Below are 20,445 nucleotides of genomic sequence, written 5' to 3' on the forward strand. Positions count from 1 at the left end.
TATGCAGCTGCAGCGCATCCGAATCCCAGCCTTTCGCAACCTCCGCGATCTCGACATTGCGTTCGATTCGCACCTGACACCCTCTGCCAGCGCGTCGGCTGATACCAAGCCCAAGCCCATCCGAAGCCATGCGCTGATAGGCCAGAACGGCACAGGAAAATCCAACCTGATTGAGGCGCTGATCACCATTTTTCGGGACATCGACTTGGGCAATAGAGCGTCCTTGGCCTACACGCTGGAATACAGCATTCGCGGTCATGCGGTGCGTATTGAGGCCACCGAGCAGAAGACCCCTCTTGTCTGGGTAGATGGTGACAAAGTCACTCAAGACTATCTGCGCACCAACGATGATCGCTACCAATTTCCACGTGATGAGCGCCGTGGGCCACGGCTGTTGCCCACACACGTTTTCGCGTATTACTCGGGCCGAAATGAGCGCATTGAAGTGCTTTTCCAGGAGCACCAGCGACGTTTTAACCGCCGCCAAGAAATCACCACAGACGAGGTATTAGACGAACACTTATTGGAAAAATTCGCAGGCTCTGAAGCTGACATTCGCTCCATTCAAGAGGCCACACGCAGGCACGACTCTAGGTTAAAACAAGCAGGCGATGATCGCCTGCGTCGCTTGTTTTATTGTCGTGGCGGCCACAGTCAATTGGTGTTGCTGGCCTGCCTGCTGTCTGATGATCCTGTATTTAAGAAGGTTCTGAAAAATCTGCACATCGAATCACTGGAGTCAGCGCTGTTCGTACTAAAGGAGCCGCACCGTCTTCGTGAAAAGCGCAGAGGCGGCAAGTTTGATGACCAGGATTTGACCGAGGGCGATCCACGCTTTTGGTTCGCACGCGGCAACGTGGTGAGCGAGTTTCTCGACAAGCTATGGCAAGTTTCTTGGGCACCCATTGAGCAAGAGGCCACTAAGCAGATCGACTTCAGGGGGCGAAGCGAAAAGCAAAAGCAGCTTTATCTGTTCGTGCCCAGTCAGGAAAAATTAAAGAAACTTGGCGAGCTGGTGGGAAGCCCAGATAGCTTTTTCCGTTATGCAGAGGGCGCGTACATCGGCGACCTGATCGACGAGGTGCGCATCACCGTCAAGAAACGAGACGAACACGGCGGGAAGGTGAGTTTCACCCAACTCTCTGAAGGTGAGCTGCAAATGCTCACCGTGCTTGGTCTGATGCGCATTACCCGTGAGGATAATTGCTTGTTCTTGCTTGACGAGCCCGACACCCACCTCAACCCCATTTGGAAGCTCCGCTATTTCGACGACATCGAGGGCGTGCTTTCGCCCGATGACGCCATGGTGCAGGGTGAGTCACAAATCCTCATCACCACGCATGACCCAATGATGGTGGGCAGCCTCAAGCGGGAACAGGTGCACATTCTGAGGCGGCAAGGTGGAAGCACAGTAGTGGACGTGCCGTTAGAGCATCCACAAGGCATGGGTGTAACAGGCTTGCTAAAGAGTGAGTTGTTTGGCCTTTCGTCCACGTTGGACATGGAGACAGAACGACGCTTATTCCGTCGCAATGAGTTGCTCGTTAAGTTGGCGCGCACACCAGATGAACATGCTGAACTTAGTCGTCTGTCAACCGAACTTGCAGACCTAGGCTTTTCTACGTCTGATTTCCGTGACCCTGATTACGCGCTGTTCGTGCGAAAGATGGCGGAACACAGGAAGTTCCGAAAACCTACGCTCAGCCCAGATGAGCAGGCCGAGCAAAACAGGGTTGCGGACGAGATCATTGACGAGATTCTGAGAGAGGAGGTCGGCAAGTGATTTTCATCGACCTAGAACACAAACGGCCGACGGACAGCGACATTCCGGGCTGGACCCCATGGACTCAAGCGCAATGGGATACATGGTTGGTGAAGTCCGCGCAGTTAGTGGCTGACATGGCAACACTACAGGCCTCGAACAAAAAGGACGAACGTAATACCCTGATCGATGCCAACGGCCCGCACTGGGGTGCGCTCAAGCAGTGGCTGTTGGCGCTGTCGGGCGGCAAGTGTTGGTTCTCTGAGGTGCGCGATCTCTATTCGCATTACGACGTTGAGCATTTCCGGCCCAAGAAGGAGGCCAAGGCCTTGGATGGCACAGGGCGTGACGGCTACTGGTGGCTTGCTTTCGACTACATGAATTTTCGGGTTTGTGGAAACGTTGGTAATCGCAAAAAGGGCGGCTGGTTCCCATTGCAACAGGGCTCGCTTTGCTCTGCGTTTGACACGCGATGCGAGGAATCCGAGGTGCCCTACCTGCTAGACCCGATCGACGACGACGATGTCTCGCTCATCGCATTCGACGAAGAGGGCAAGCTCATCCCTATGCCGGGCAGTTCCCTTTGGGAGCAAGAACGAGTCAGTGAGACCGTAAGGCGCATGAAGCTCAATGAGCATGTGCCACTGGCAGAAGCGCGCCGTAGCGTTTGGCAGAAGGTAGATGCTTTGATTCAAGACTTTCTAGCCGCAAAAGCTAAGTGCGCATGCGGAAAGAATCCGGCGGCAAAGGCTAAGCTACTGGAAGTTCGCGCTAAGGTACGGGAATTGACAGATAGGTCAGCCGAGTTGTCATCGGTGGCACGTTGGTGCCTGCAAGTCCGCAATGAGCCACAGCTATTAAGATTGATCGGATAAGACGTTGAAATGAAAGATGGACATCGCAGGGGAAGTCTGACCTCTATCTGGAGTCAGACCTTACTGCAGCCTTTATGGAGACAACACTGATCAACAAAACCTAGATCTTCGACTGCGCTACCGCTGACGAAGCTTGAAGAAAACCAAAAACCAGATACACCCCTGACACTTACCCCGAAGCCACAACAGGCCCCCGTGTAAGGCCCACTAAAGCCTATCCGTTACAATGTTTTCCCATGTTCCACGCCCGCCTTTTCTCCCTGAACCAGATCACTGCCGCTGCAGTGGCTGCTGGCGCGCGTGCAACTTCCACAAAAACCACGACCATTAAGGGCTGATCCGGCCTGGTTCGTCGTGCGCCCCTCCCGGCCAGACGAGCCGGGCAAACAGTCTGGTCTGACACTGTTTTAAAAACTGAAAGGGCGTTGAAATGAGCAAGTTAGTAGGTTTGGTCGGCTGGCGCGGCATGGTCGGCTCGGTTCTGATGGACCGCATGATTCAGGAAAAAGACTTTGACCTGATCGAGCCATTGTTCTTCTCCACATCGAACGCGGGCGGCAAAGCCCCTTCGATGGCCAAGAACGAAACCACACTGCAAGACGCTTTCAACATCGAGCAGCTCAAACGCTGCGACATCATCATCACGGCCCAAGGCGGCGACTACACCTCTGAGGTCTTCCCTAAGCTGCGCGCTGCGGGCTGGACTGGCCACTGGATCGACGCGGCCTCGACCCTGCGCATGGAAAAAGACGCCGTGATCATCTTGGATCCGGTCAACATGCCCGTGATCAAAAACGCCTTGGCACACGGCGGCAACAACTGGGTGGGTGGCAACTGCACCGTCTCGTGCATGCTGATGGGCGTGGGCGCTTTGTACAAAGCCGGACTGGTCGAGTGGATGAGCACCCAGACTTACCAAGCCGCGTCTGGTGGCGGCGCACAACACATGCGCGAGCTGCTGACCCAATACGGCACCCTGAATGCCGAAGTCAAAGCCCTGCTGGACGACCCCAAGAGCGCGATTCTGGAAATCGACCGCATGGTCGTGGCTAAACAACGCGCCCTCACGGCAGCTGAGACCGCCAACTTTGGCGTGCCACTGGGCGGTTCGCTGATCCCCTGGATCGACAAGGATCTGGGCAATGGCATGTCCAAAGAAGAGTGGAAAGGCATGGCCGAAACCAACAAGATTTTGGGCATGGGCGAGGGCTTCAACTCTGCCGCCATTCCAGTGGACGGTTTCTGCGTGCGCGTGGGCGCGATGCGCTGCCACAGCCAAGCCCTGACCTTCAAGCTCAAAAAAGACGTGCCCGTGGCCGACATCGAAGCCATGATCGCCGCCGACAACGAGTGGGTCAAAGTGGTACCCAACACCCGCGAAGCCACTGTGAAAGACCTGACCCCCGTGGCAGTGACCGGCACCATGACGATCCCTGTGGGTCGCGTGCGCAAGCTGGCCATGGGCCCTGAGTATGTCGGCGCGTTCACCATCGGTGACCAGCTGCTGTGGGGCGCGGCCGAGCCGCTGCGCCGCATGCTGCGCATCTTGCTGGACGCTTGATGCCGGGGCGCAGCATTCTTTTGTGCGTGACCGTTCGGTGACCCAAGACGCCACTGAAAACATGCTGCGCCTGAACCGCTTCCCGCAAAAAAACCCAGCTCTGCCAAGAGCTTGGGTTGTGGCATCGCTGCTGGCCTGTGCCAGCTTGTCGGTCAAGGCGTTGACGCTGGGCCAGTTCTCGGTGGAATCAGGTTTGGGCGAACCGCTTCGGGCCGCCATTGAGATCACGCAATACAAGGTCGAAGACCTGCGCAAGCTCAAGGTACAGCTGGCAGAACCGGCCAGTTTTGAACAAGCAGGCATGGCGTTTCACCCCGCCCTTCAGGGCCTGCAAACCCGCTTGGAGTTTCGCGGTGACGGTAAACCCTACATCGCCTTGACCGGGCAAACACCGGTCAACGAGCACTTTGTCGATGTGATTGTGGAGGCCCAGTGGCCTTCAGGCCGTCTGGCCATGAACTACACGCTGCTGGTCTCGCCCGTCGGCGCATTAAAAGTCCGAACAGACAAGCCCCAAGGTGATGCAGCGGCCACCACAGCGGTCATCGCGCCTGTGGTCTCCCCGCAAGCCTTGGCGGTCACCGCAGCACCCGCGGTTGACAACACCGTTCGCAATGCCGAAGACGCCATCACCGTGCGGGCAGGCGACACCGCCTCGAAGTTGGTTTTGCGCCAAATGCCTGCCGGCGTGTCACTCGACCAAATGTTGCTGGCCATGGTGCGCGCCAACCCCGAGGCTTTCATCGAAGGCAATGTGAACCTGCTGCGCGAAGGCGCCCCAGTTCATCTGCCCAACGCGCAAGAGGCTGCGCAAATTTCGGCCGAAGAAGCCCGGCAAACGGTGATCGCACAAACTGCGGACTTTGTGGCCTATGCCCGGCGTCTTGCGCAATCCACCTTGAAGGCCACAGACACGGCCAGCCGCGAAATGACCGGTAAAGTCGCCACCGAAGCGCCCACCACGGTACCGGTCCCCACCGAGCAGGACAAATTGACCCTGAGCAAACGGGAAGTCACGGCCGACAGTGCAGAGGCCCGCTTGGCCGTGGAGCGCGAAATCCAGGACAAAACCGAGCAACTCGCGGCGCTGAAAAAGAACCTGGAAACCTTGAAGTCCTTGTCGGCCCAGCCCGGCCCCGAAAAAACAAGCCTTGCCGAGCCCTCGGCCCTGAAACCTAGCCTTCCCGTTGCGGCTGCAGAAGCTCCTTCGGCCCCCTTGCTGGACACCATCAGCCGCAACCCAAGCATCTGGGCTTGGGTCATGGCCTTGCTGGCAGGCATGGCTGGCTTGGTGTGGGTGGTCAGACGCCGCCCTGCAAAACCCGTCGATTTGTTTGGCACGGACAGCCGTTTGGCTCCAGCACGTCAGGCCTCGCCATTGCCTTCGGGCCTGCCGCCTCAATTTGCCGGTCTGGACTTGAACCTGACACCCGCAGCGGACACTACGCCTGGCCCGCAAGCGCCCCACACAACAGGCCAAAGCCAGTGAGACTCGCACTTGGCATCTGTTACTCCGGCACGGCTTACCAAGGCTGGCAAAGCCAAAGCACGGGCTTGACCATCCAGGACAAGCTTGAAAAAGCCTTGGCCAAATTTGCCGATGTACCGCGGGTCAGCACTTTGTGTGCCGGCCGCACCGATGCGGGTGTGCACGGCTTGATGCAGGTGGTGCACTTTGACACCGAGATCGAACGCGACACCCATTCCTGGGTGCGGGGCACCAACCGGTATTTGCCTCCAGACATCGCGGTGCAGTGGGCGCAAGTGGTGCCCGACAGCTTTCACTGCCGCGCCAGTGCCACGGGCCGGCGCTATGTTTATGTGCTGCTCGACTCGATCGTGCGCCCCAGCCTGGAAGCGGGCCGCGTGGGTTGGGTTTACCGACCGCTGAGCGAAGAGGCCATGCGTCAGGCCAGCTTGCATTTGTTGGGTGAACACGACTTTTCTTCATTCAGAGCCAGCAGCTGCCAAGCCTTGTCGCCCGTGAAGACACTGCGGCATATCCGCATTGCCAAGCACGGCGCATATTGGCGCTTCGAGTTTGAGGGCAACGCCTTTTTGCACCACATGATCCGCAACATCATGGGCTGCTTGGTCACCATTGGCCAAGGCAACCAGACGCCGGACTGGATGCGCGAGGTGCTACACGCCAAAAGCCGCGATGCAGCTGCCCCCACGTTTTCGCCTGACGGCCTGTATTTTGCCGGGCCCATCTACAGTCCTGAATGGGGCCTGCCCGACACCACCCCCGCTTTTGATTGGTTGCCATGACGCCGCAACAACGCACTCGCATCAAAATGTGCGGCTTCACTCGCGAAGCCGACGTGATGGCCGCCTGTGCTGCCGGCGCAGACGCCATTGGTTTTGTGCTCTACCCGCCCAGCCCACGCAGCGTGAGCATTGAACGTGCGGCCGAACTGGCCCGTTGGCTGCCCGCCTTTGTGATGCCCGTTCTGCTGTTCGTCAACGACACGCCCGAGCGCATCCAGTCAGCCTGCTCGGCTGTGCCCGGAGCCTTGCTCCAATTTCACGGTGATGAGAGCCCCGAATTTTGCGCAGCCATGAGTCTGGCCACAGGTCGTCCCCACCTCAAAGCCGCCCGAATCCCCCTGTCCGGGGTGGCCGACTTCGACTTGCTAGAATTTGCGCTCCTTCACCAGCAAGCCCAAGCCCTCTTGCTCGACGCTCATGTCGACGGATACGGCGGCGGCGGGAAAACATTCAATTGGTCACTGCTGCCACCAAACGTCAATGCTCACCTCGTTTTGTCTGGTGGACTCACACCTGCAAACGTGGGCGATGGCATTCGGGCGCTGCGCTCACGCGGGCTGTCGCTGGCCGTTGACGTGAGCTCGGGCATCGAGGCCGCCAAGGGCCTGAAAGATGCCGAAAAAATCCAGCAATTCGTGGCAGCCGTGCGTGCGGCCGATGCTGACCCCCTTTGAATTTTTCCCGGGCTGAACCCCGGCACCACTTGCCATGTACGACTACCAACAACCCGACGCCAAGGGCCATTTCGGCATTTATGGCGGCAGCTTTGTGTCAGAAACCCTGACGCACGCCATCAACGAACTCAAAGCCGCTTACGTCAAATACCAGCACGACCCTGAATTCATCGCCGAATTCAAGTCCGAGCTGGCGCACTTTGTGGGCCGCCCCTCGCCCGTCTACCACGCAGCCCGCATGAGCCGCGAGATGGGCGGCGCGCAGATTTTCTTGAAGCGCGAAGACCTCAACCACACTGGCGCGCACAAGATCAACAACACCATTGGCCAGGCCATGCTCGCCAAACGCATGGGCAAGCCGCGCATCATTGCCGAGACCGGCGCGGGCCAGCACGGCGTGGCCACGGCCACCATCTGCGCCCGTTACGGGCTGGAGTGCGTGGTTTACATGGGCGCTGAAGACGTCAAACGCCAAAGCCCCAACGTCTACCGCATGAAGCTCCTGGGCGCGACCGTGGTGCCTGTCGAATCCGGCAGCAAAACCCTGAAAGACGCCCTGAATGAAGCCATGCGTGACTGGGTGGCCAACGTGGACAACACCTTCTACATCATCGGCACTGTGGCGGGCCCGCACCCCTACCCCATGATGGTGCGCGACTTCCAGAGCGTGATCGGCGAAGAATGCCTCACGCAAATGCCCGAGATGTTCAAGAGCCTGAAAATGGCCGAGGAACAGCCTGACGCGGTGATCGCCTGCGTGGGCGGTGGCAGCAATGCCATGGGCATCTTCTACCCCTACATCCCGTTTGAAAAAACCCGCCTGATCGGCGTGGAAGCGGCCGGTGAAGGCATGGACACGGGCAAGCACTCGGCATCGCTGCAATTGGGCAGCCCCGGCGTGCTGCACGGCAACCGCACCTACATCCTGCAAGACGAGAATGGCCAGATCACCGAAACGCACAGCGTGAGCGCCGGTCTGGACTACCCTGGTGTGGGCCCCGAACATGCTTTCCTGAAAGACATTGGCCGCGCCGAGTACGTCGGCATCACTGACAAGGAAGCGCTCGAAGCCTTCCATTACCTGTGCCGCACCGAAGGCATCATCCCGGCGTTGGAGTCGAGCCACGCCGTGGCCTACGCCATGAAGCTGGCCAAAACCATGCGCTCCGACCAGTCGATTCTGGTCAACCTGTCGGGCCGGGGCGACAAGGACATCGGTACCGTGGCCGACTTGTCGAACGCCGACTTCTATTGCCGCCCCAGCTGCCAGGGCCAGTCGGTCAAAGGCGGCGAGCAGCCCGTCAATTTTTCCAAATAATCCCTCGTGGGAGGCCGCCCCTGCGGCCGAATGGTTTTCTTCGTTGTTCACCCATTCGCGAGCAGGGGCTCGCTCCTACAAAGACAGAAATGGTCATTCCATGAGCCGCATCGACGCCACCCTCTCCGCCCTCAAAGCCCAGGGCCGCAAAGCCCTGATTCCCTATGTCACGGCCGGTTTCCCGCAAGCGGGCACCACCGTGCCCCTGATGCACGCCATGGCCGCAGCCGGGGCCGACATCATCGAGCTGGGGGTCCCTTTCTCTGACCCATCGGCCGACGGCCCCGTCATCCAGAAAGCCGGTGACAAAGCGCTGGCGCTGGGCATTGGCACCGTACAGGTGCTGGCCATGGTGCGCGAGTTCCGCCAGACCAATGCCACCACCCCGGTGGTGATGATGGGCTACGCCAACCCCGTGGAGCGCTACGACCAAAAGCACGGCACCGACAGCTTCATCCGCGACGCCTCGGCCGCCGGTGTGGACGGCGTGCTGATCGTGGACTACCCGCCCGAAGAATGCGTGGAATTTGCCGCCAAACTGCGCGCCCACAGCATGGACCTGATCTTTTTGCTGGCCCCCACCAGCACCGACGAGCGCATGCAGCAGGTGGCCCAGGTGGCCAGCGGCTATGTGTATTACGTGTCGCTCAAGGGCGTGACGGGCTCGGGCACCCTCGACACCGACGCGGTCGAAGCCATGCTGCCGCGCATCCGCCAGCAAGTGAGCGTGCCGGTGGGCGTGGGTTTTGGCATCCGCGACGCCCAGACTGCCAAAGCCATCAGCCGCGTGGCCGACGCGGTGGTGATCGGCTCGCGCCTGATCCAGCTGATCGACGCCGCCCCGGCAGACCGCATCAATGCCGTGGCGGGTGAGTTCCTTTCGGGCATCCGACAAGCGCTGGACGCCTGAGCCTGAGCCTTTCACACCCGCACCGCCCCACTGAAGGTGCGGCACGGCGGCGGGGTCAACTGCGTGTTTGACTCCGCTCAGTCTTCACCCTCTCCCACGCATCCTCGACCCAGTCACACAAAATGCCACGGGTCTCCCGAGGGTCGATGATGTCCAAAATGCCGAACTTCTCGGCCGTGCGGAACGGCGAAGTCATGTTCAGGTAAAAGGCCTCCAGCTCGGCACGCTTGGCGGCCGGATCGGGCGCGGCGTCGATTTCGGTCTTGTGCGCGGCCATCACGCCGCCTTCGATGGGGATCGAGCCCCAGCGGGCCGAAGGCCAGGCGTAACGCAGGTTCAGCGCCTCGCCGTATTTGGGGGCATGCAAGGCCCCGGCCATGCCAAAGCAGCGGCGAATCAGGATCGACACCCAAGGCGATTGGCAGTCGTGCAGCGCTTCGCCCACGCGCAGGGCACCCAGCAGCGTGCCGTCGATCTCTGCTTCCAGCCCGGTCTGGTTGCCCGGCTGATCGACAAAGTTGACCACCGGCAGGCCGAACTGGCTGCACAGCTTGACGTGCCGTTCCATCTTGTAAGCCGCCTGCAGCGTCATGGCACCGCCTTGCACTTTCGGATCATTGGCGATCACGCCCACCGGCATGCCGTTCAGGCGGGCCAGCGCGGTGATGACCGAGCCGCCCTGGTAGCGGCCCATCTCAAACAAGGAGCCGCTGTCCATGACCGAGGCCAGGATTTTGCGCGGGTCGTAAATCTTGCGGCGGTCACGCGGAATCGCGTCCTTGAGCCAATCGTCGGCCCGCCAGGGATCGTCCTGCGGCGCGGTCACGGGGGGCAGGTGGTGCACGCTGCGTGGGAGGTAGCTCAAAAAGCGTTTGGCTTGCGCAAGCGCATCGGCTTCGTCTTCGGCCTCGTTGTGAACCAGCGCGCTCTTGCGGTGCACCATGTGCCCGCCCAAGTCGTTTTTGTCGACCTCTTGCGCATACGCCTGCCGCACCACATGCGGGCCAGCGGCCATGACTTGTGCCTGATCGCGCACCATCACCGAAAAATGCGAGGACAGCACTTTGACAGCCCCTTGCCCCACACAGGCCCCGAGGGCCACCCCCACCACGGGCACCGTCTTGAGCAGCTCCTGTGCAGGCCAGCTCGGATATTCAGGAATCTTGGTGCCGCCGATTTGCATAAGCAGCTTGACGCTGCCGCCGGCCGAATCGACCAGACGCACCAGTGGCATGTGCAACTGATGGGCCATGCGCTCGATGTAGATCCATTTGTCGGCAATGGTCGCCTCGGAGGATCCGGCCCGGATCGTGAAGTCGTCCGCATGCACCGCCACCTTGCGGCCATCGATGCGGCCGGTACCCACAATGGCGTTGGTGGGCTCCAGCCGTTCAAACGCACCGTCTGCGCTGTAGCGGCCTTTGCCCGCCAGCGCACCCAGTTCGCGGAAGGTGCCGTCATCGAAGATCGCGTCGATGCGCTCGCGGGCGTTCATGCGGCCACTGGCCTTGAAGCGCGCCAGTGCCTCGCCGCCGCCCATGGCACGGGCGTGTGCACGCCGCGTCTGCAGCTCGCTCAGTTCAGCGGCCCATTCACCTGCAGGTTCAAAAGTTGTCCAGCCTGTCATGCCGCCCCCAGAGCCAGTGCACTCACCAAAGCGCGGGTTTCGGTCAGCTCGGCCTCCAGGTAGCGGTGCGAATCCACATACCCTTTGAACATCGGCTGGTTGCCAGACTTCTCGACCATGGCCCGCCACTCGGAGGATTCGGCCACTTTGCGCAGTGCCTCTTCCCAAAAGCGGATCTGTTCAGCATCCACACCGGCAGGCAACAGCACGCCGTTGTAACTCACATAGTCGGCAGCCACGCCTTGCTCACGCCAGGTGGGAATGCCGGCCAGCAGGCCGGTACCCCGACGCGGTGCAGCACTGGCCAGCACGCGCACCTTGCCCGCTTGCACCTGCGGCATCACGGCGGGGCTGGTGGCCGAGACCACGTCCACATTGCCCCCCAGCAAGGCGGTCATGGACTCGCCCGATGAGCGAAACGGCACCACGGTCAATTTGTCCACCGCGATGCCCGCCACCTTGAGCGGCTTGGCGATCGCCAGGTGGGTGTTGAGCCCACGGGTCGGCGCGACCGCAAAGCTGACTGCGCCCGGATCCTGCCGCAGGCGTGCCAGCAGGTCCTGCAGGGTTCGCAGCGGGCTGTCAGCGCGCACCGCCACCAAAGAGGTTTCTTCCACCATCATGGCTACCGGCACGAATTCGCGCATGTCGGCCTTGAGGATGCCCGTGGCCTGACCGGCAATGCTGCCAGTGTGAAAGGTGCCGAGGTGGTGCGCGTTGCCGCGATTGCGCTGCAGCTGCTGCAGCCCCAGCAAGCCGGCAGCGCCAGGCTTGTTGTCGGCCAACACGGTCTGGCCGTTCAAGAGCTGCATTTTTTCCAGCACGGTCTTGATGCCACGGGCATACAAATCCACCGAGCCACCGGGGGCCACGCCAATCACGTAGCGGATCATTTCGGATGGCTTCCAGCCCGCCTCGGTGGCCAGCACCGAAGGCACCAGCGCAGCGCCTGCCATCAGGCCCAAGGCCTGGCGACGGTCAATCAATGTGTTCATGAGATGTCCTTTCAGATCGGGGAAGAATTCACAAAAAGTGCAGATGGCCATGGCCAACAGGTCATGCGGGTGGCCACCCCAGTTCTTGCAGCACTGCTTCGGTGTCCTGGCCCAGGGTCGGCCCGGTACGCACGATGGCACCGGGGGTGGCCGACAGGCGGGGCACGATGCCCGTCTGCACGGTGTGCCCCAGCTGCGGATGCGGCACTTGTTGCAGCATCTGACGCGCCCGGAAATGCGGGTCCTGAAAAATGTCGGCGATCGTGTACACAGGCGTCGCAGGCACTTGTGCCTGTTGCAACATCTGCACCAGCGCAGGGGTTTCAAAGCCCCGGCTCCAGTCGGCAATGATGGCGTCGATGGCCCGCATGTTCTCCGGCTTGCCCCGTGCCTGAATGGACTCGAACCTCGGATCGGTCAGCAAATACGGCTTTTGCATCAGGGCCACCAGACGCTGCCAAGTCGGCTGGCTGTTGGCGGCAACCAGCACCCAGCCGCCATCCTTGGCCGGATAAGAACTGTTGGGGGCCATCGAGGGCAGGTTGGAACCCTCGCGCATCGGCACAATGCCCAGTTTGTCGTGCGCTGGCACGATGGGCTCCATTTGGGTAAATGCCGCCTCGTAAAGCGCAACATCCACCACCTGCCCCTTGCCGGTGTGCTGGCGCGCATGGATGGCGGCCATGGCACCAAAGGCGGCATAGACAGACGACAGGTAATCGGTGGTGGCCAGCGCCACGCGAGCGGGCGGGCGGTCTGGGTCACCGGTCATGTGGCGCACGCCCCCCACCGCCTCGCAGATCGCGCCGTAGCCGGGCTGACCGGCATACGGCCCGTCCTGACCGAAACCACTGATGCGCACCATGACCAGGCCCGGATTGCGGGCCGACAGGGCTTCATAGCCCAGCCCCAGGCGCTCCATCACGCCGGGGCGGTTGTTCTCCACCACGATGTCGGCGCGGGCCATCAGCTCAAAAGCCACGTCGCGGCCCTGCGGGGTTTTGAGGTCAAGCACCACCGAGCGCTTGTTACGCAAGATGGAAGCGGCATACAGCGAGACGTTGTCAATGTGCTGGCCCATCTGGCGCACCGGGTCGCCCTCGGGCGGCTCGATCTTGATGACGTCAGCACCAAAATCTGCCAGCAGCCGAGCGCAGGCCGGCCCGGCAATCGTGGTGCAGACTTCGATGACCTTGAGGTCGGTCAGCGGGCCCTGACGTTGCGGCTGTGGCTTTACCCCTTGATCAGCCGGGTAATGATCAGCAGGGTGTTGGACGGACGCATTCATGACCGGGCCTCGCGTGTGCCCAGCAAGCGAACGGCCTCGTGTGCCGACTCGTCCATGCGCTGGCGTGTGAGTTGGACCAATGCCTCCACATCGCTGGCTTGCAGCGCCAATATCGCCTGCTCCCACAGCTGCACCGAGCGCTGACGGCGTTCCAAAGACGCCAGCCCGAGTTTGCTGTAACGCAGCGTCTGCAAAGAAATCGAGGTCAGCATGCGCTGCAAGCGGCTGTTCCCGGTCAGGCGGACCACCAGGATCAACAAGCGGTAAGTGGTCTCGGCATAGGACTCTCCTGCTTCGGGGTCCTGCGCCAAAGTTTGCAGGCGGTGGGTGCCCGCCACCATCAAAGGAATGAGCTCCGGGCATGGACGCGACATCAGGCGACGCACCGCCACTTCAAACAGCCCGGCACGGATATCGAGCAGCTCGGTCAGCTCTTGCGCACTCAGCTCGGTCACGATGGCCCCTCGCCGCGCCAGCAAAGTGGCCAGACCTTCCCGCTCCAGAATGCGCAAGGCCTCGCGCACCGGCCCACGGCTGACCTGAAATTCATCGGCCAGCTCCTGCTCGCTGATGCGCTCACCCGGCAACAAACGGCCATCCAGAATGCGCTCGCCCACGCGGGCCGCGATCTGTTCGGGCACCGTCATCGTGGGCACATCCTGGTCCGCAAACAGTCGAAACACGACCGCGCTTTCCCATTCTTCTGCCGAAATCCGGGTTAATTCGATGTTGTTCATGTCAGCTCCCCGCTCAGTCCAAGGTGACCAGCCACTGGCCATCGGCCACCGCTTCGCCCTCGTTCACGAAGACTTCGCGCACCGTCCCGTCAGCGGGCGCGTCCACCGGAATTTCCATCTTCATGGATTCAACGATCAACAGCCCCTCACCGGCCAGCACCCGTTGGCCGGGCTGCACCAGCACTTTCCAGACACTGCCACTGATTTCAGAATGGATTTTTTTCATGAATTTACCTTTGAAAACATTGAGATTGTTAACAATCTTAATGTTTTTCAAATCAGTGAAAACCCTTCAGAGCACAAACGGCAGCCAACTTTGCAAGTCAATGCCGCACGGTCATGAATCTCAAGGGGGTGCACGGGTCAGGTGTTTCGGGTACCACCGCCTTGAAAGCTTCGCCATGTGAAATGGGCTCTGTCCCGTTTCAACGATAATTCGCCGCTGAAGGAGATCCCTCATGAGTTGGCTAGAAAAATTGCTTCCCCCCAAGATCCAGCACACCGACCCGGCCGATCGTCGCCAGGTGCCCGAAGGCTTGTGGGTCAAATGCCCCAGCTGCGAGACCGTGCTCTACAAGACCGACCTCGAAGAAAACCAGAATGTCTGCCCCGGCTGCTCGCACCACCTGCGCATCGGTGCCCGCGCACGCCTGAACGGTTTCCTGGACGGCGAAGGCCGCTACGAAATCGGTCAGGAAGTGGTGCCGGTCGATGCCTTGAAGTTCAAAGACAGCCGCAAATACCCTGAGCGCCTGAAAGAAGCCATGAACAACACGGGCGAAACCGACGCCTTGGTGGTCATGGGTGGTGCCGTGCACAACATCGAATTGGTGGTGGCCTGTTTTGAGTTCGACTTCATGGGCGGCTCCATGGGCTCCGTGGTGGGTGAGCGTTTTGTGCGCGGCGTCGAAACCGCCATCGAGCAAAAAGTGCCTTTCGTCTGCTTTACGGCCACCGGTGGCGCACGCATGCAAGAAGGCCTGTTGTCGCTGATGCAAATGGCCAAAACCAATGCGGCGCTGACCCGTCTGGCCAAAAAAGGCCTGCCCTACATCAGCGTGCTGACCGACCCGACCATGGGCGGCGTGTCGGCCGGTTTTGCCTTTTTGGGCGATGTGGTCATTGCCGAACCCAAAGCGCTGATCGGTTTTGCCGGTCCCCGCGTGATCGAAAGCACCGTGCGCGTAACCTTGCCCGAAGGCTTCCAGCGCGCCGAGTTCCTGCAAACCAAAGGCGCAGTCGACTTCATTTGCGACCGCCGCGAACTGCGCAAGACCATCGCCAGCACCTTGGCCATGCTGCAGCGCCAGCCGGCCGATGCGGTGAGCTGACACGGGCCAAGGTATTCGGCCGCAGGGGCGGCCTCCCACAAATAAAAAGCGCATCAGGTCTTGGGTGGGAGCGAGCCCCTGCTCGCGAATGACTGCCGGAGCCTGTCAAGCGATTGGGCGACTCAGTACATCCAGCTCATTTGAAGTTGGGCCAGCACCATGCCCACAATCTGTAACACCAACAGCAAGACCACGGGTGACAAATCCACCCCGCCAATCAGGGGCACCAACCGCTGAAACGGCCGCAAAAACGGCTGACACAAGCGCGCTGCCAGGCTGTACATGGGCGAGCCGGGGTTGACCCAGGACAGCACCGCCAGCACCAACACCAGCGCACTCAAGGCCGACACCACCAGCTGGGCCATGCCCACCAGACTGACCAGCGGCAATAAGCCCAAAGCGCCCTGCCCGCCCGCCACCAGCCACAGCAGCGTGTACTGCAGCAGTTTGATGAGGAAGGCCCCCACCAGACTCGACAAATCCCAAGCCGACCATGATGGAACCACCCGGCGCAAGGGCAGCAGCAACCAGTCGGTCACCGCAAACACAAATTGGCCCAAAGGTTGGTGAAAAGAAATGCGTTGCCACTGCATCAAAAAGCGCAGCAAGCAGGTGCCTGCAATCAGGCCCGCCACCACATCCAACACCAAGCTCACCATCTGGAACAACATTGTTTTTCTCCTGCTCGTGCGATGATACCCAGATGCCTGAACGCGAAGCCCCATCTCCCGCCGCCTTGACGGAATTGCCCTTGTTCCCATTGGGCACGGTGCTTTTTCCCGGCGCTTTGCTGCCCTTGCAATTGTTTGAGTTGCGCTACCTGCAGATGATTGGCGAATGCGAGCGGCAGGGCACCGGTTTTGGTGTGGTCACCCTGACCCGGGGCCGCGAAGTGCACCGCCCCGGCACAGCGGCCGAGCAGTTTGAGGCCCTGGGCACCCGGGTGCAGATCGAGCGCATCGAGCGGCCCCAGCCCGGTTTGGTCATGGTTTGGTGTCGGGGCGTGGAGAAGTTTCGCATCGAGGCCACGCAGCAGCGCAGCGACGGCCTGTGGCTGGGCCGGGTGCAATCCTTGCCACCCGAGCCCGCCGTGCAAGTGCCCGAAGACCTGCAACACCTGTCGGCGCAAATGCACGAGGCCCTGACTCAGCTGAGCGCCCAGCCCAGCGTGGTGCTGCCCTGGAACGAAGCCTGGCGGCTGCAGGACTGCAGCTGGCTGTCCCACCGCTGGGGCGAATTGCTGCCCCTGCCATTGCAGATGAAATACCGATTGTTTGCCCTGCAAGAACCCTTGATGCGGCTGGAATTGGTGGGCGATTGGGTGGCTCCGCCTGAACCATTCACCAAGAACCCCAACAGCCCGGGCCCAAAGCCCTCTGCAAACTCTTAAAATAGACGGCTTTGCGCCTTGGCGCAGTCACAGTTCCCCCGAAACCCCGGTTCAGGTGCCCAGCGCATCCAGCCCAACCACTGCCCGCCATGTCCGACACGAACGCCAACGCCCAAACGGCACCAGCACCTGCGCCAGCCCCACAAGATGAAAACCAGCTGATCGCCGAGCGCCGCGAAAAACTCAAAGCCATGCGCCAGGCACAGGCCGACGGCAAGGGCGTGGCCTTCCCCAACGACTTCAAGCCCGAACACCACGCCGCCAACCTGCACCAGGCCCATGGCGAGAAAGCCGCCGAAGAACTGAACGGCGAAGGCGTGGCCAAGACCACTGCCAAGGTGGCGGGCCGCATGATGCTCAAGCGCGTCATGGGCAAGGCCAGCTTTGCCACGCTGCAAGACGCCACGGGCCGCATCCAGGTCTATGTGACCCGCGACGATGTGGGTGAAGACCTGTACGCCCTTTTCAAGCACTGGGACTTGGGCGACATCGTGGGCGTCGAAGGCCATTTGTTCAAGACCCGCACGGGCGAGCTGTCGATCCACGCCACCAGCATCCGCATGCTCACCAAGAGCCTGCGCCCCATGCCCGACAAGTTCCACGGCGTGGCCGACCAGGAAGTGAAGTACCGCCAGCGCTATGTGGACCTGATGACCGACGAAGCCGCCCGCAAGCGCTTTGTGGCCCGCAGCAAGGCCGTCAGCGGCATCCGCGAGTTCATGGTCCAGCATGGCTTTTTGGAAGTCGAAACGCCCATGCTGCACCCCATTCCCGGTGGTGCCAACGCCAAGCCCTTTGTGACGCACCACAACGCACTCGAGCAAGAGATGTTCTTGCGCATCGCGCCCGAGCTGTACCTCAAGCGCTTGCTGGTCGGCGGCTTTGAGCGCGTGTTCGAGATCAACCGCAACTTCCGCAACGAAGGCATCTCGGTACGCCACAACCCCGAGTTCACCATGATGGAGTTCTACGCGGCGTACTGGAATTACCAGGACCTGATGGGCTTTACGGAAAGCCTGATCCGCGACGCGGCCATGACCGCTGCGGGCACGCTGGATCTGACCTACAACGGCAAGCCGGTGGACCTGAACAAGCCCTTCGCACGCATGACGATCCGCGAAGCCATTGTCAAGCACACAGAAGCCGGTGACAACGTGGACAACGCCGAGTGGCTGATCAATGCCTTGAAAAAGCTGGGCATGAGCGAAGCCAAAGACAAGCTGTCCACACGGAGTCTCGCCAGCCTGCAGGTGTTCTACTTTGAGCAAACCGTGGAAGACAAGCTCTGGGAGCCGACTTTCATCATGGAACACCCCACCGAAATCTCGCCGCTGGCCCGCGCCAACGACACACGCCCCGAAGTGACCGAGCGCTTTGAGCTCTACATCACTGGCCGCGAGTTCGGCAACGGCTTCAGCGAGTTGAACGACGCCGAAGACCAAGCCGCACGCTTTCATGCGCAAGTGGCTGCCAAGGACGACGGCGACGACGAAGCCATGTACTACGACCACGACTTTGTGCGTGCGCTCGAATACGGCATGCCGCCTGCTGGTGGCTGCGGCATCGGCATCGACCGCCTGATGATGCTGCTGACCGACAGCGCGAGCATCCGCGACGTGATCTTGTTCCCTGCGCTGCGCCACGTGCAGGAATGAGCAGCGCAAGCGCCTGAAAGAAAAATGGCCCGCTGATGCGGGCCATTTTTTGTGGGGGAATACCGTTAAAGCACTGTCACTTGAAGATCGTGCTTGATGTACAGATCCAGACCCCAATGGGCATTGCTGTAAACCTTGTAGTTGGTCGCGTCCAGCTGCTGAGTTGTCGGCTGATTCCATGTTTGATCTGCCGACGATCCCACCAAGTCATCGAGCGACACTTTGTCACCTGCATCACCATCGATGCGCATTTGCCGATGGCCGTTCGACACAAAACTGTCCTTGACGCCAAGCGCCAGCACATCGCCCATGGTCAGTTTTAAGGTGTCATTTCCGACACCATCGGTCATCACGATGTGGTTGATCGCCGCTACAGAGTTCACTGCAGGGTTTATCGAATGAGCATCAGCAACATTCAATAAAGTTTCTTGTCCCAGAGCGAATTGGAGCTTACCAACAGCACCAGCTAAAGCAGCAGCGCCAAATGTTTTAGGGGTTTTAAAACTAGCGGACAAACTGTCTTGATTTAAGTAAACACCAGTGACGTTCGATGCAAATGCCCAAGCATCATCAACTGCAGGTGTTTGAGGGTTATCTACACTGGTCAGAGTTTTAGCTTCATTGCCCGCCAAATCCCAAAATCCCATCTTGAACATGCCATTATTGGTTGCATCAAGTAGTGAGACAGCGATGGTTGAAATTTTATTAGCAGTCGATGAGGCCCAATAGTTTCCTAACTCAGAGGAGTTAGCTGTAACCGGCGCACCCCATGTAGAGCTGGAACTTGATCCATTGAATGCCAATTCAAAAACAGGCACCACCCGGTCCACGCCAAACGACTGATCCCAAGCTTTCAAAATATTGCCAGCGTTGTCCACCAAGGTCGTCTTCAACAGGTATTGGTCATTGTTACCCGCTAAGTCGATGGTTGGCTTGAATGCCCATGCGCCAGTCGTTGCATCGGGGGTGATGTACGCGTAATCGACCGTTGTGCCGGTGATGCCCACCACCTGCACCAAGAGTTTTTGCGTAGCAGCGTTGTAGTTGGTGATCGTTCCGTCAAATTCTGGTTTCGACTGATTGGTTAAAAAATCGTCTTTGTCAAAATCGAACTCTGACTGTGTCATCTTGGTCAAGTTGAACGATGGGGATGGGTCAAGCACCTCCGACAATCGGTCCACCACAAAGGGGGTTCCCGAAAAGGGTTGCGATGTGTTGCCTGCCGCATCCTTGACCACCACCGAATAAGTCACCGGCCCGTTGTCCAATGCATCGGTATCGGGAATTTGGACCACAAATTGACCTTGCGCATTTTTGGTGGTCGAGGTGTAAATTTTCCCGTTCAAGGTGACCGTGGCGCTGACGGCATCAGCGTCAGCATCAATCAACAACCTCGGCGTGTTGTCGGCCGTGATGCCATCGCTGTTGCTCACCCCGGTATCGTCTTCGGGCGCCAATCGGGCAGCGCTGATTTTGGGTGGGGTTGTATCGGGTACACCGCCACCGCCGGTATCGCCTCCCCCTCCCCCACCAGCCCCCAACAAAGCCAATGGTGCAGCCAGCAACGGGTTAAAACCCGCCACAGCGACCAGTGCGCCGACGGCAGCCCCCGAAGCAGCGACCGGTTCCCCACCGAGGGCCATGCCGATATTGGAAGCACCATCTGGCAAGTTGCCCATCAAGGCCGATGTTTGGCCTGACTCTGGCGTGTAGGCGTAGTAAACGCCGGGATCGGTTTCCCCGATGACGGCCCCAAAGCCTGACACGGTCTGTTCGTAGTAATCGGTGATCACCAGATCGGCCTCTTCGCGGCCTTCGAAACTGATGCGCAAGTCATTGCCCGCGCGTTTGACGCGGATGTTGTCCGGCCCTTGCCCTGTGGCTTTGTCAATGAGTTGGTAGCGCGCGCCGGGGATGGCCTTGACTTTGAGTGCCCCCCACCATGAACCCGGCTCTGGAACTTCGTGGGTCGTGGACTTGGCCGAACCCTGATTGGCTTTGACGATGACTTGGTATGCGTTTTTCATGGCTGATGTGTCAGATAAGAAGGT

Annotated in this window: 18 protein-coding genes; 11 read left to right on the forward strand and 7 right to left on the reverse strand. The window is 60.1% G+C overall.

Annotation, left to right across the window (positions count from 1 at the left end):
- The first annotated feature begins 1 nt into the window (after position 1).
- The 8 genes from B9Z33_RS13500 (at position 2) to trpA (ending at position 9,371) form a co-directional block, all read left to right on the forward strand.
- Entirely contained in the window at positions 2-1,783 is a 1,782-nt protein-coding gene (locus B9Z33_RS13500) for an AAA family ATPase (protein ID WP_108287534.1), read from the forward strand.
- Positions 1,780-2,637 (forward strand): hypothetical protein, encoded by an 858-nt coding sequence (locus B9Z33_RS13505; RefSeq protein WP_108287535.1) that lies wholly within the window; start codon positions 1,780-1,782, stop codon positions 2,635-2,637. Before B9Z33_RS13500 ends, B9Z33_RS13505 begins: the two co-directional genes overlap by 4 nt.
- A 430-nt stretch (positions 2,638-3,067) precedes the next feature.
- Positions 3,068-4,198, forward strand: coding sequence for an aspartate-semialdehyde dehydrogenase (gene asd / locus B9Z33_RS13510; protein ID WP_108287536.1), 1,131 nt, complete (start codon positions 3,068-3,070; stop codon positions 4,196-4,198).
- Between the two features lie 22 nt (positions 4,199-4,220).
- Entirely contained in the window at positions 4,221-5,687 is a 1,467-nt protein-coding gene (locus B9Z33_RS13515) for a FimV family protein (protein ID WP_158270219.1), read from the forward strand.
- The gene (gene truA, locus B9Z33_RS13520; RefSeq protein ID WP_108287538.1) at positions 5,684-6,469 is read left to right on the forward strand and encodes a tRNA pseudouridine(38-40) synthase TruA; all 786 of its coding nucleotides are present in this window, start codon (positions 5,684-5,686) and stop codon (positions 6,467-6,469) included. Before B9Z33_RS13515 ends, truA begins: the two co-directional genes overlap by 4 nt.
- The gene (locus tag B9Z33_RS13525; protein ID WP_108287539.1) at positions 6,466-7,143 is read left to right on the forward strand and encodes a phosphoribosylanthranilate isomerase; all 678 of its coding nucleotides are present in this window, start codon (positions 6,466-6,468) and stop codon (positions 7,141-7,143) included. Before truA ends, B9Z33_RS13525 begins: the two co-directional genes overlap by 4 nt.
- Positions 7,144-7,177: 34 nt before the next feature.
- Positions 7,178-8,461 carry a tryptophan synthase subunit beta gene (trpB, locus tag B9Z33_RS13530; protein WP_108287540.1) on the forward strand — a complete coding sequence of 428 codons (1,284 nt, stop codon included), beginning with the start codon at positions 7,178-7,180 and terminating at the stop codon, positions 8,459-8,461.
- Between the two features lie 100 nt (positions 8,462-8,561).
- Positions 8,562-9,371, forward strand: a complete 810-nt coding sequence (gene trpA, locus B9Z33_RS13535; protein ID WP_108287541.1) for a tryptophan synthase subunit alpha — start codon at positions 8,562-8,564, stop codon at positions 9,369-9,371.
- 55 nt (positions 9,372-9,426) lie between these two features.
- Here the strand turns inward: trpA and B9Z33_RS13540 are convergent, their stop codons facing one another.
- The 5 genes from B9Z33_RS13540 to B9Z33_RS13560 all read right to left on the reverse strand — a co-directional run bounded on the left by B9Z33_RS13540 (position 9,427) and on the right by B9Z33_RS13560 (position 14,244).
- Entirely contained in the window at positions 9,427-10,998 is a 1,572-nt protein-coding gene (locus tag B9Z33_RS13540; RefSeq protein ID WP_108287542.1) for an acyl-CoA carboxylase subunit beta, read from the reverse strand.
- Positions 10,995-11,993, reverse strand: coding sequence for a tripartite tricarboxylate transporter substrate binding protein (locus tag B9Z33_RS13545; RefSeq protein ID WP_158270220.1), 999 nt, complete (start codon positions 11,991-11,993; stop codon positions 10,995-10,997). Before B9Z33_RS13545 ends, B9Z33_RS13540 begins: the two co-directional genes overlap by 4 nt.
- Before the next feature lie 61 nt (positions 11,994-12,054).
- Positions 12,055-13,281 (reverse strand): CaiB/BaiF CoA-transferase family protein, encoded by a 1,227-nt coding sequence (locus B9Z33_RS13550; RefSeq protein WP_108287544.1) that lies wholly within the window; start codon positions 13,279-13,281, stop codon positions 12,055-12,057.
- Positions 13,278-14,018 carry a GntR family transcriptional regulator gene (locus B9Z33_RS13555; RefSeq protein ID WP_158270221.1) on the reverse strand — a complete coding sequence of 247 codons (741 nt, stop codon included), beginning with the start codon at positions 14,016-14,018 and terminating at the stop codon, positions 13,278-13,280. The genes B9Z33_RS13550 and B9Z33_RS13555 overlap by 4 nt, the downstream gene beginning before the upstream one ends.
- A 13-nt stretch (positions 14,019-14,031) precedes the next feature.
- Entirely contained in the window at positions 14,032-14,244 is a 213-nt protein-coding gene (locus tag B9Z33_RS13560; RefSeq protein ID WP_108287889.1) for an acetyl-CoA carboxylase biotin carboxyl carrier protein subunit, read from the reverse strand.
- Positions 14,245-14,476: 232 nt separating this feature from the next.
- Here B9Z33_RS13560 and accD point away from each other — a divergent pair, with 232 nt between their 5' ends.
- Positions 14,477-15,349, forward strand: coding sequence for an acetyl-CoA carboxylase, carboxyltransferase subunit beta (gene accD, locus B9Z33_RS13565; RefSeq protein ID WP_108287546.1), 873 nt, complete (start codon positions 14,477-14,479; stop codon positions 15,347-15,349).
- 122 nt (positions 15,350-15,471) lie between these two features.
- On the opposite strand, the gene B9Z33_RS13570 is transcribed toward accD, so the two are convergent.
- Positions 15,472-16,020, reverse strand: coding sequence for a YggT family protein (locus tag B9Z33_RS13570; RefSeq protein ID WP_108287547.1), 549 nt, complete (start codon positions 16,018-16,020; stop codon positions 15,472-15,474).
- 32 nt (positions 16,021-16,052) lie between these two features.
- Here B9Z33_RS13570 and B9Z33_RS13575 point away from each other — a divergent pair, with 32 nt between their 5' ends.
- On the forward strand, positions 16,053-16,739 hold the full coding sequence (locus B9Z33_RS13575) for an LON peptidase substrate-binding domain-containing protein (RefSeq protein ID WP_108287548.1): 687 nt from the start codon (positions 16,053-16,055) through the stop codon (positions 16,737-16,739).
- Between the two features lie 89 nt (positions 16,740-16,828).
- Positions 16,829-18,394 (forward strand): lysine--tRNA ligase, encoded by a 1,566-nt coding sequence (lysS, locus tag B9Z33_RS13580; protein WP_108287549.1) that lies wholly within the window; start codon positions 16,829-16,831, stop codon positions 18,392-18,394.
- A gap of 65 nt (positions 18,395-18,459) precedes the next feature.
- Here the strand turns inward: lysS and B9Z33_RS13585 are convergent, their stop codons facing one another.
- The gene (locus B9Z33_RS13585) at positions 18,460-20,421 is read right to left on the reverse strand and encodes an Ig-like domain-containing protein (protein ID WP_108287550.1); all 1,962 of its coding nucleotides are present in this window, start codon (positions 20,419-20,421) and stop codon (positions 18,460-18,462) included.
- Between the last annotated feature and the right edge of the window lie 24 nt (positions 20,422-20,445).

This window comes from Limnohabitans sp. T6-20 (assembly GCF_003063505.1).
Lineage (GTDB): Bacteria > Pseudomonadota > Gammaproteobacteria > Burkholderiales > Burkholderiaceae_C > Limnohabitans_A.

What these genes read in the sequence shown, in the direction of transcription:
- B9Z33_RS13500 (WP_108287534.1), top strand. Translation starts at nt 2, where the DNA reads ATGCAGCTGCAGCGCATCCGAATCCCAGCCTTTCGCAACCTCCGCGAT.
- asd (WP_108287536.1), top strand. Translation starts at nt 3,068, where the DNA reads ATGAGCAAGTTAGTAGGTTTGGTCGGCTGGCGCGGCATGGTCGGCTCG.
- B9Z33_RS13525 (WP_108287539.1), top strand. Translation starts at nt 6,466, where the DNA reads ATGACGCCGCAACAACGCACTCGCATCAAAATGTGCGGCTTCACTCGC.
- trpB (WP_108287540.1), top strand. Translation starts at nt 7,178, where the DNA reads ATGTACGACTACCAACAACCCGACGCCAAGGGCCATTTCGGCATTTAT.
- trpA (WP_108287541.1), top strand. Translation starts at nt 8,562, where the DNA reads ATGAGCCGCATCGACGCCACCCTCTCCGCCCTCAAAGCCCAGGGCCGC.
- B9Z33_RS13540 (WP_108287542.1), bottom strand. Translation starts at nt 10,998, where the DNA reads ATGACAGGCTGGACAACTTTTGAACCTGCAGGTGAATGGGCCGCTGAA.
- B9Z33_RS13545 (WP_158270220.1), bottom strand. Translation starts at nt 11,993, where the DNA reads ATGAACACATTGATTGACCGTCGCCAGGCCTTGGGCCTGATGGCAGGC.
- B9Z33_RS13550 (WP_108287544.1), bottom strand. Translation starts at nt 13,281, where the DNA reads ATGAATGCGTCCGTCCAACACCCTGCTGATCATTACCCGGCTGATCAA.
- B9Z33_RS13555 (WP_158270221.1), bottom strand. Translation starts at nt 14,018, where the DNA reads ATGAACAACATCGAATTAACCCGGATTTCGGCAGAAGAATGGGAAAGC.
- B9Z33_RS13560 (WP_108287889.1), bottom strand. Translation starts at nt 14,244, where the DNA reads ATGAAAAAAATCCATTCTGAAATCAGTGGCAGTGTCTGGAAAGTGCTG.
- accD (WP_108287546.1), top strand. Translation starts at nt 14,477, where the DNA reads ATGAGTTGGCTAGAAAAATTGCTTCCCCCCAAGATCCAGCACACCGAC.
- B9Z33_RS13570 (WP_108287547.1), bottom strand. Translation starts at nt 16,020, where the DNA reads ATGTTGTTCCAGATGGTGAGCTTGGTGTTGGATGTGGTGGCGGGCCTG.
- B9Z33_RS13575 (WP_108287548.1), top strand. Translation starts at nt 16,053, where the DNA reads ATGCCTGAACGCGAAGCCCCATCTCCCGCCGCCTTGACGGAATTGCCC.
- lysS (WP_108287549.1), top strand. Translation starts at nt 16,829, where the DNA reads ATGTCCGACACGAACGCCAACGCCCAAACGGCACCAGCACCTGCGCCA.
- B9Z33_RS13585 (WP_108287550.1), bottom strand. Translation starts at nt 20,421, where the DNA reads ATGAAAAACGCATACCAAGTCATCGTCAAAGCCAATCAGGGTTCGGCC.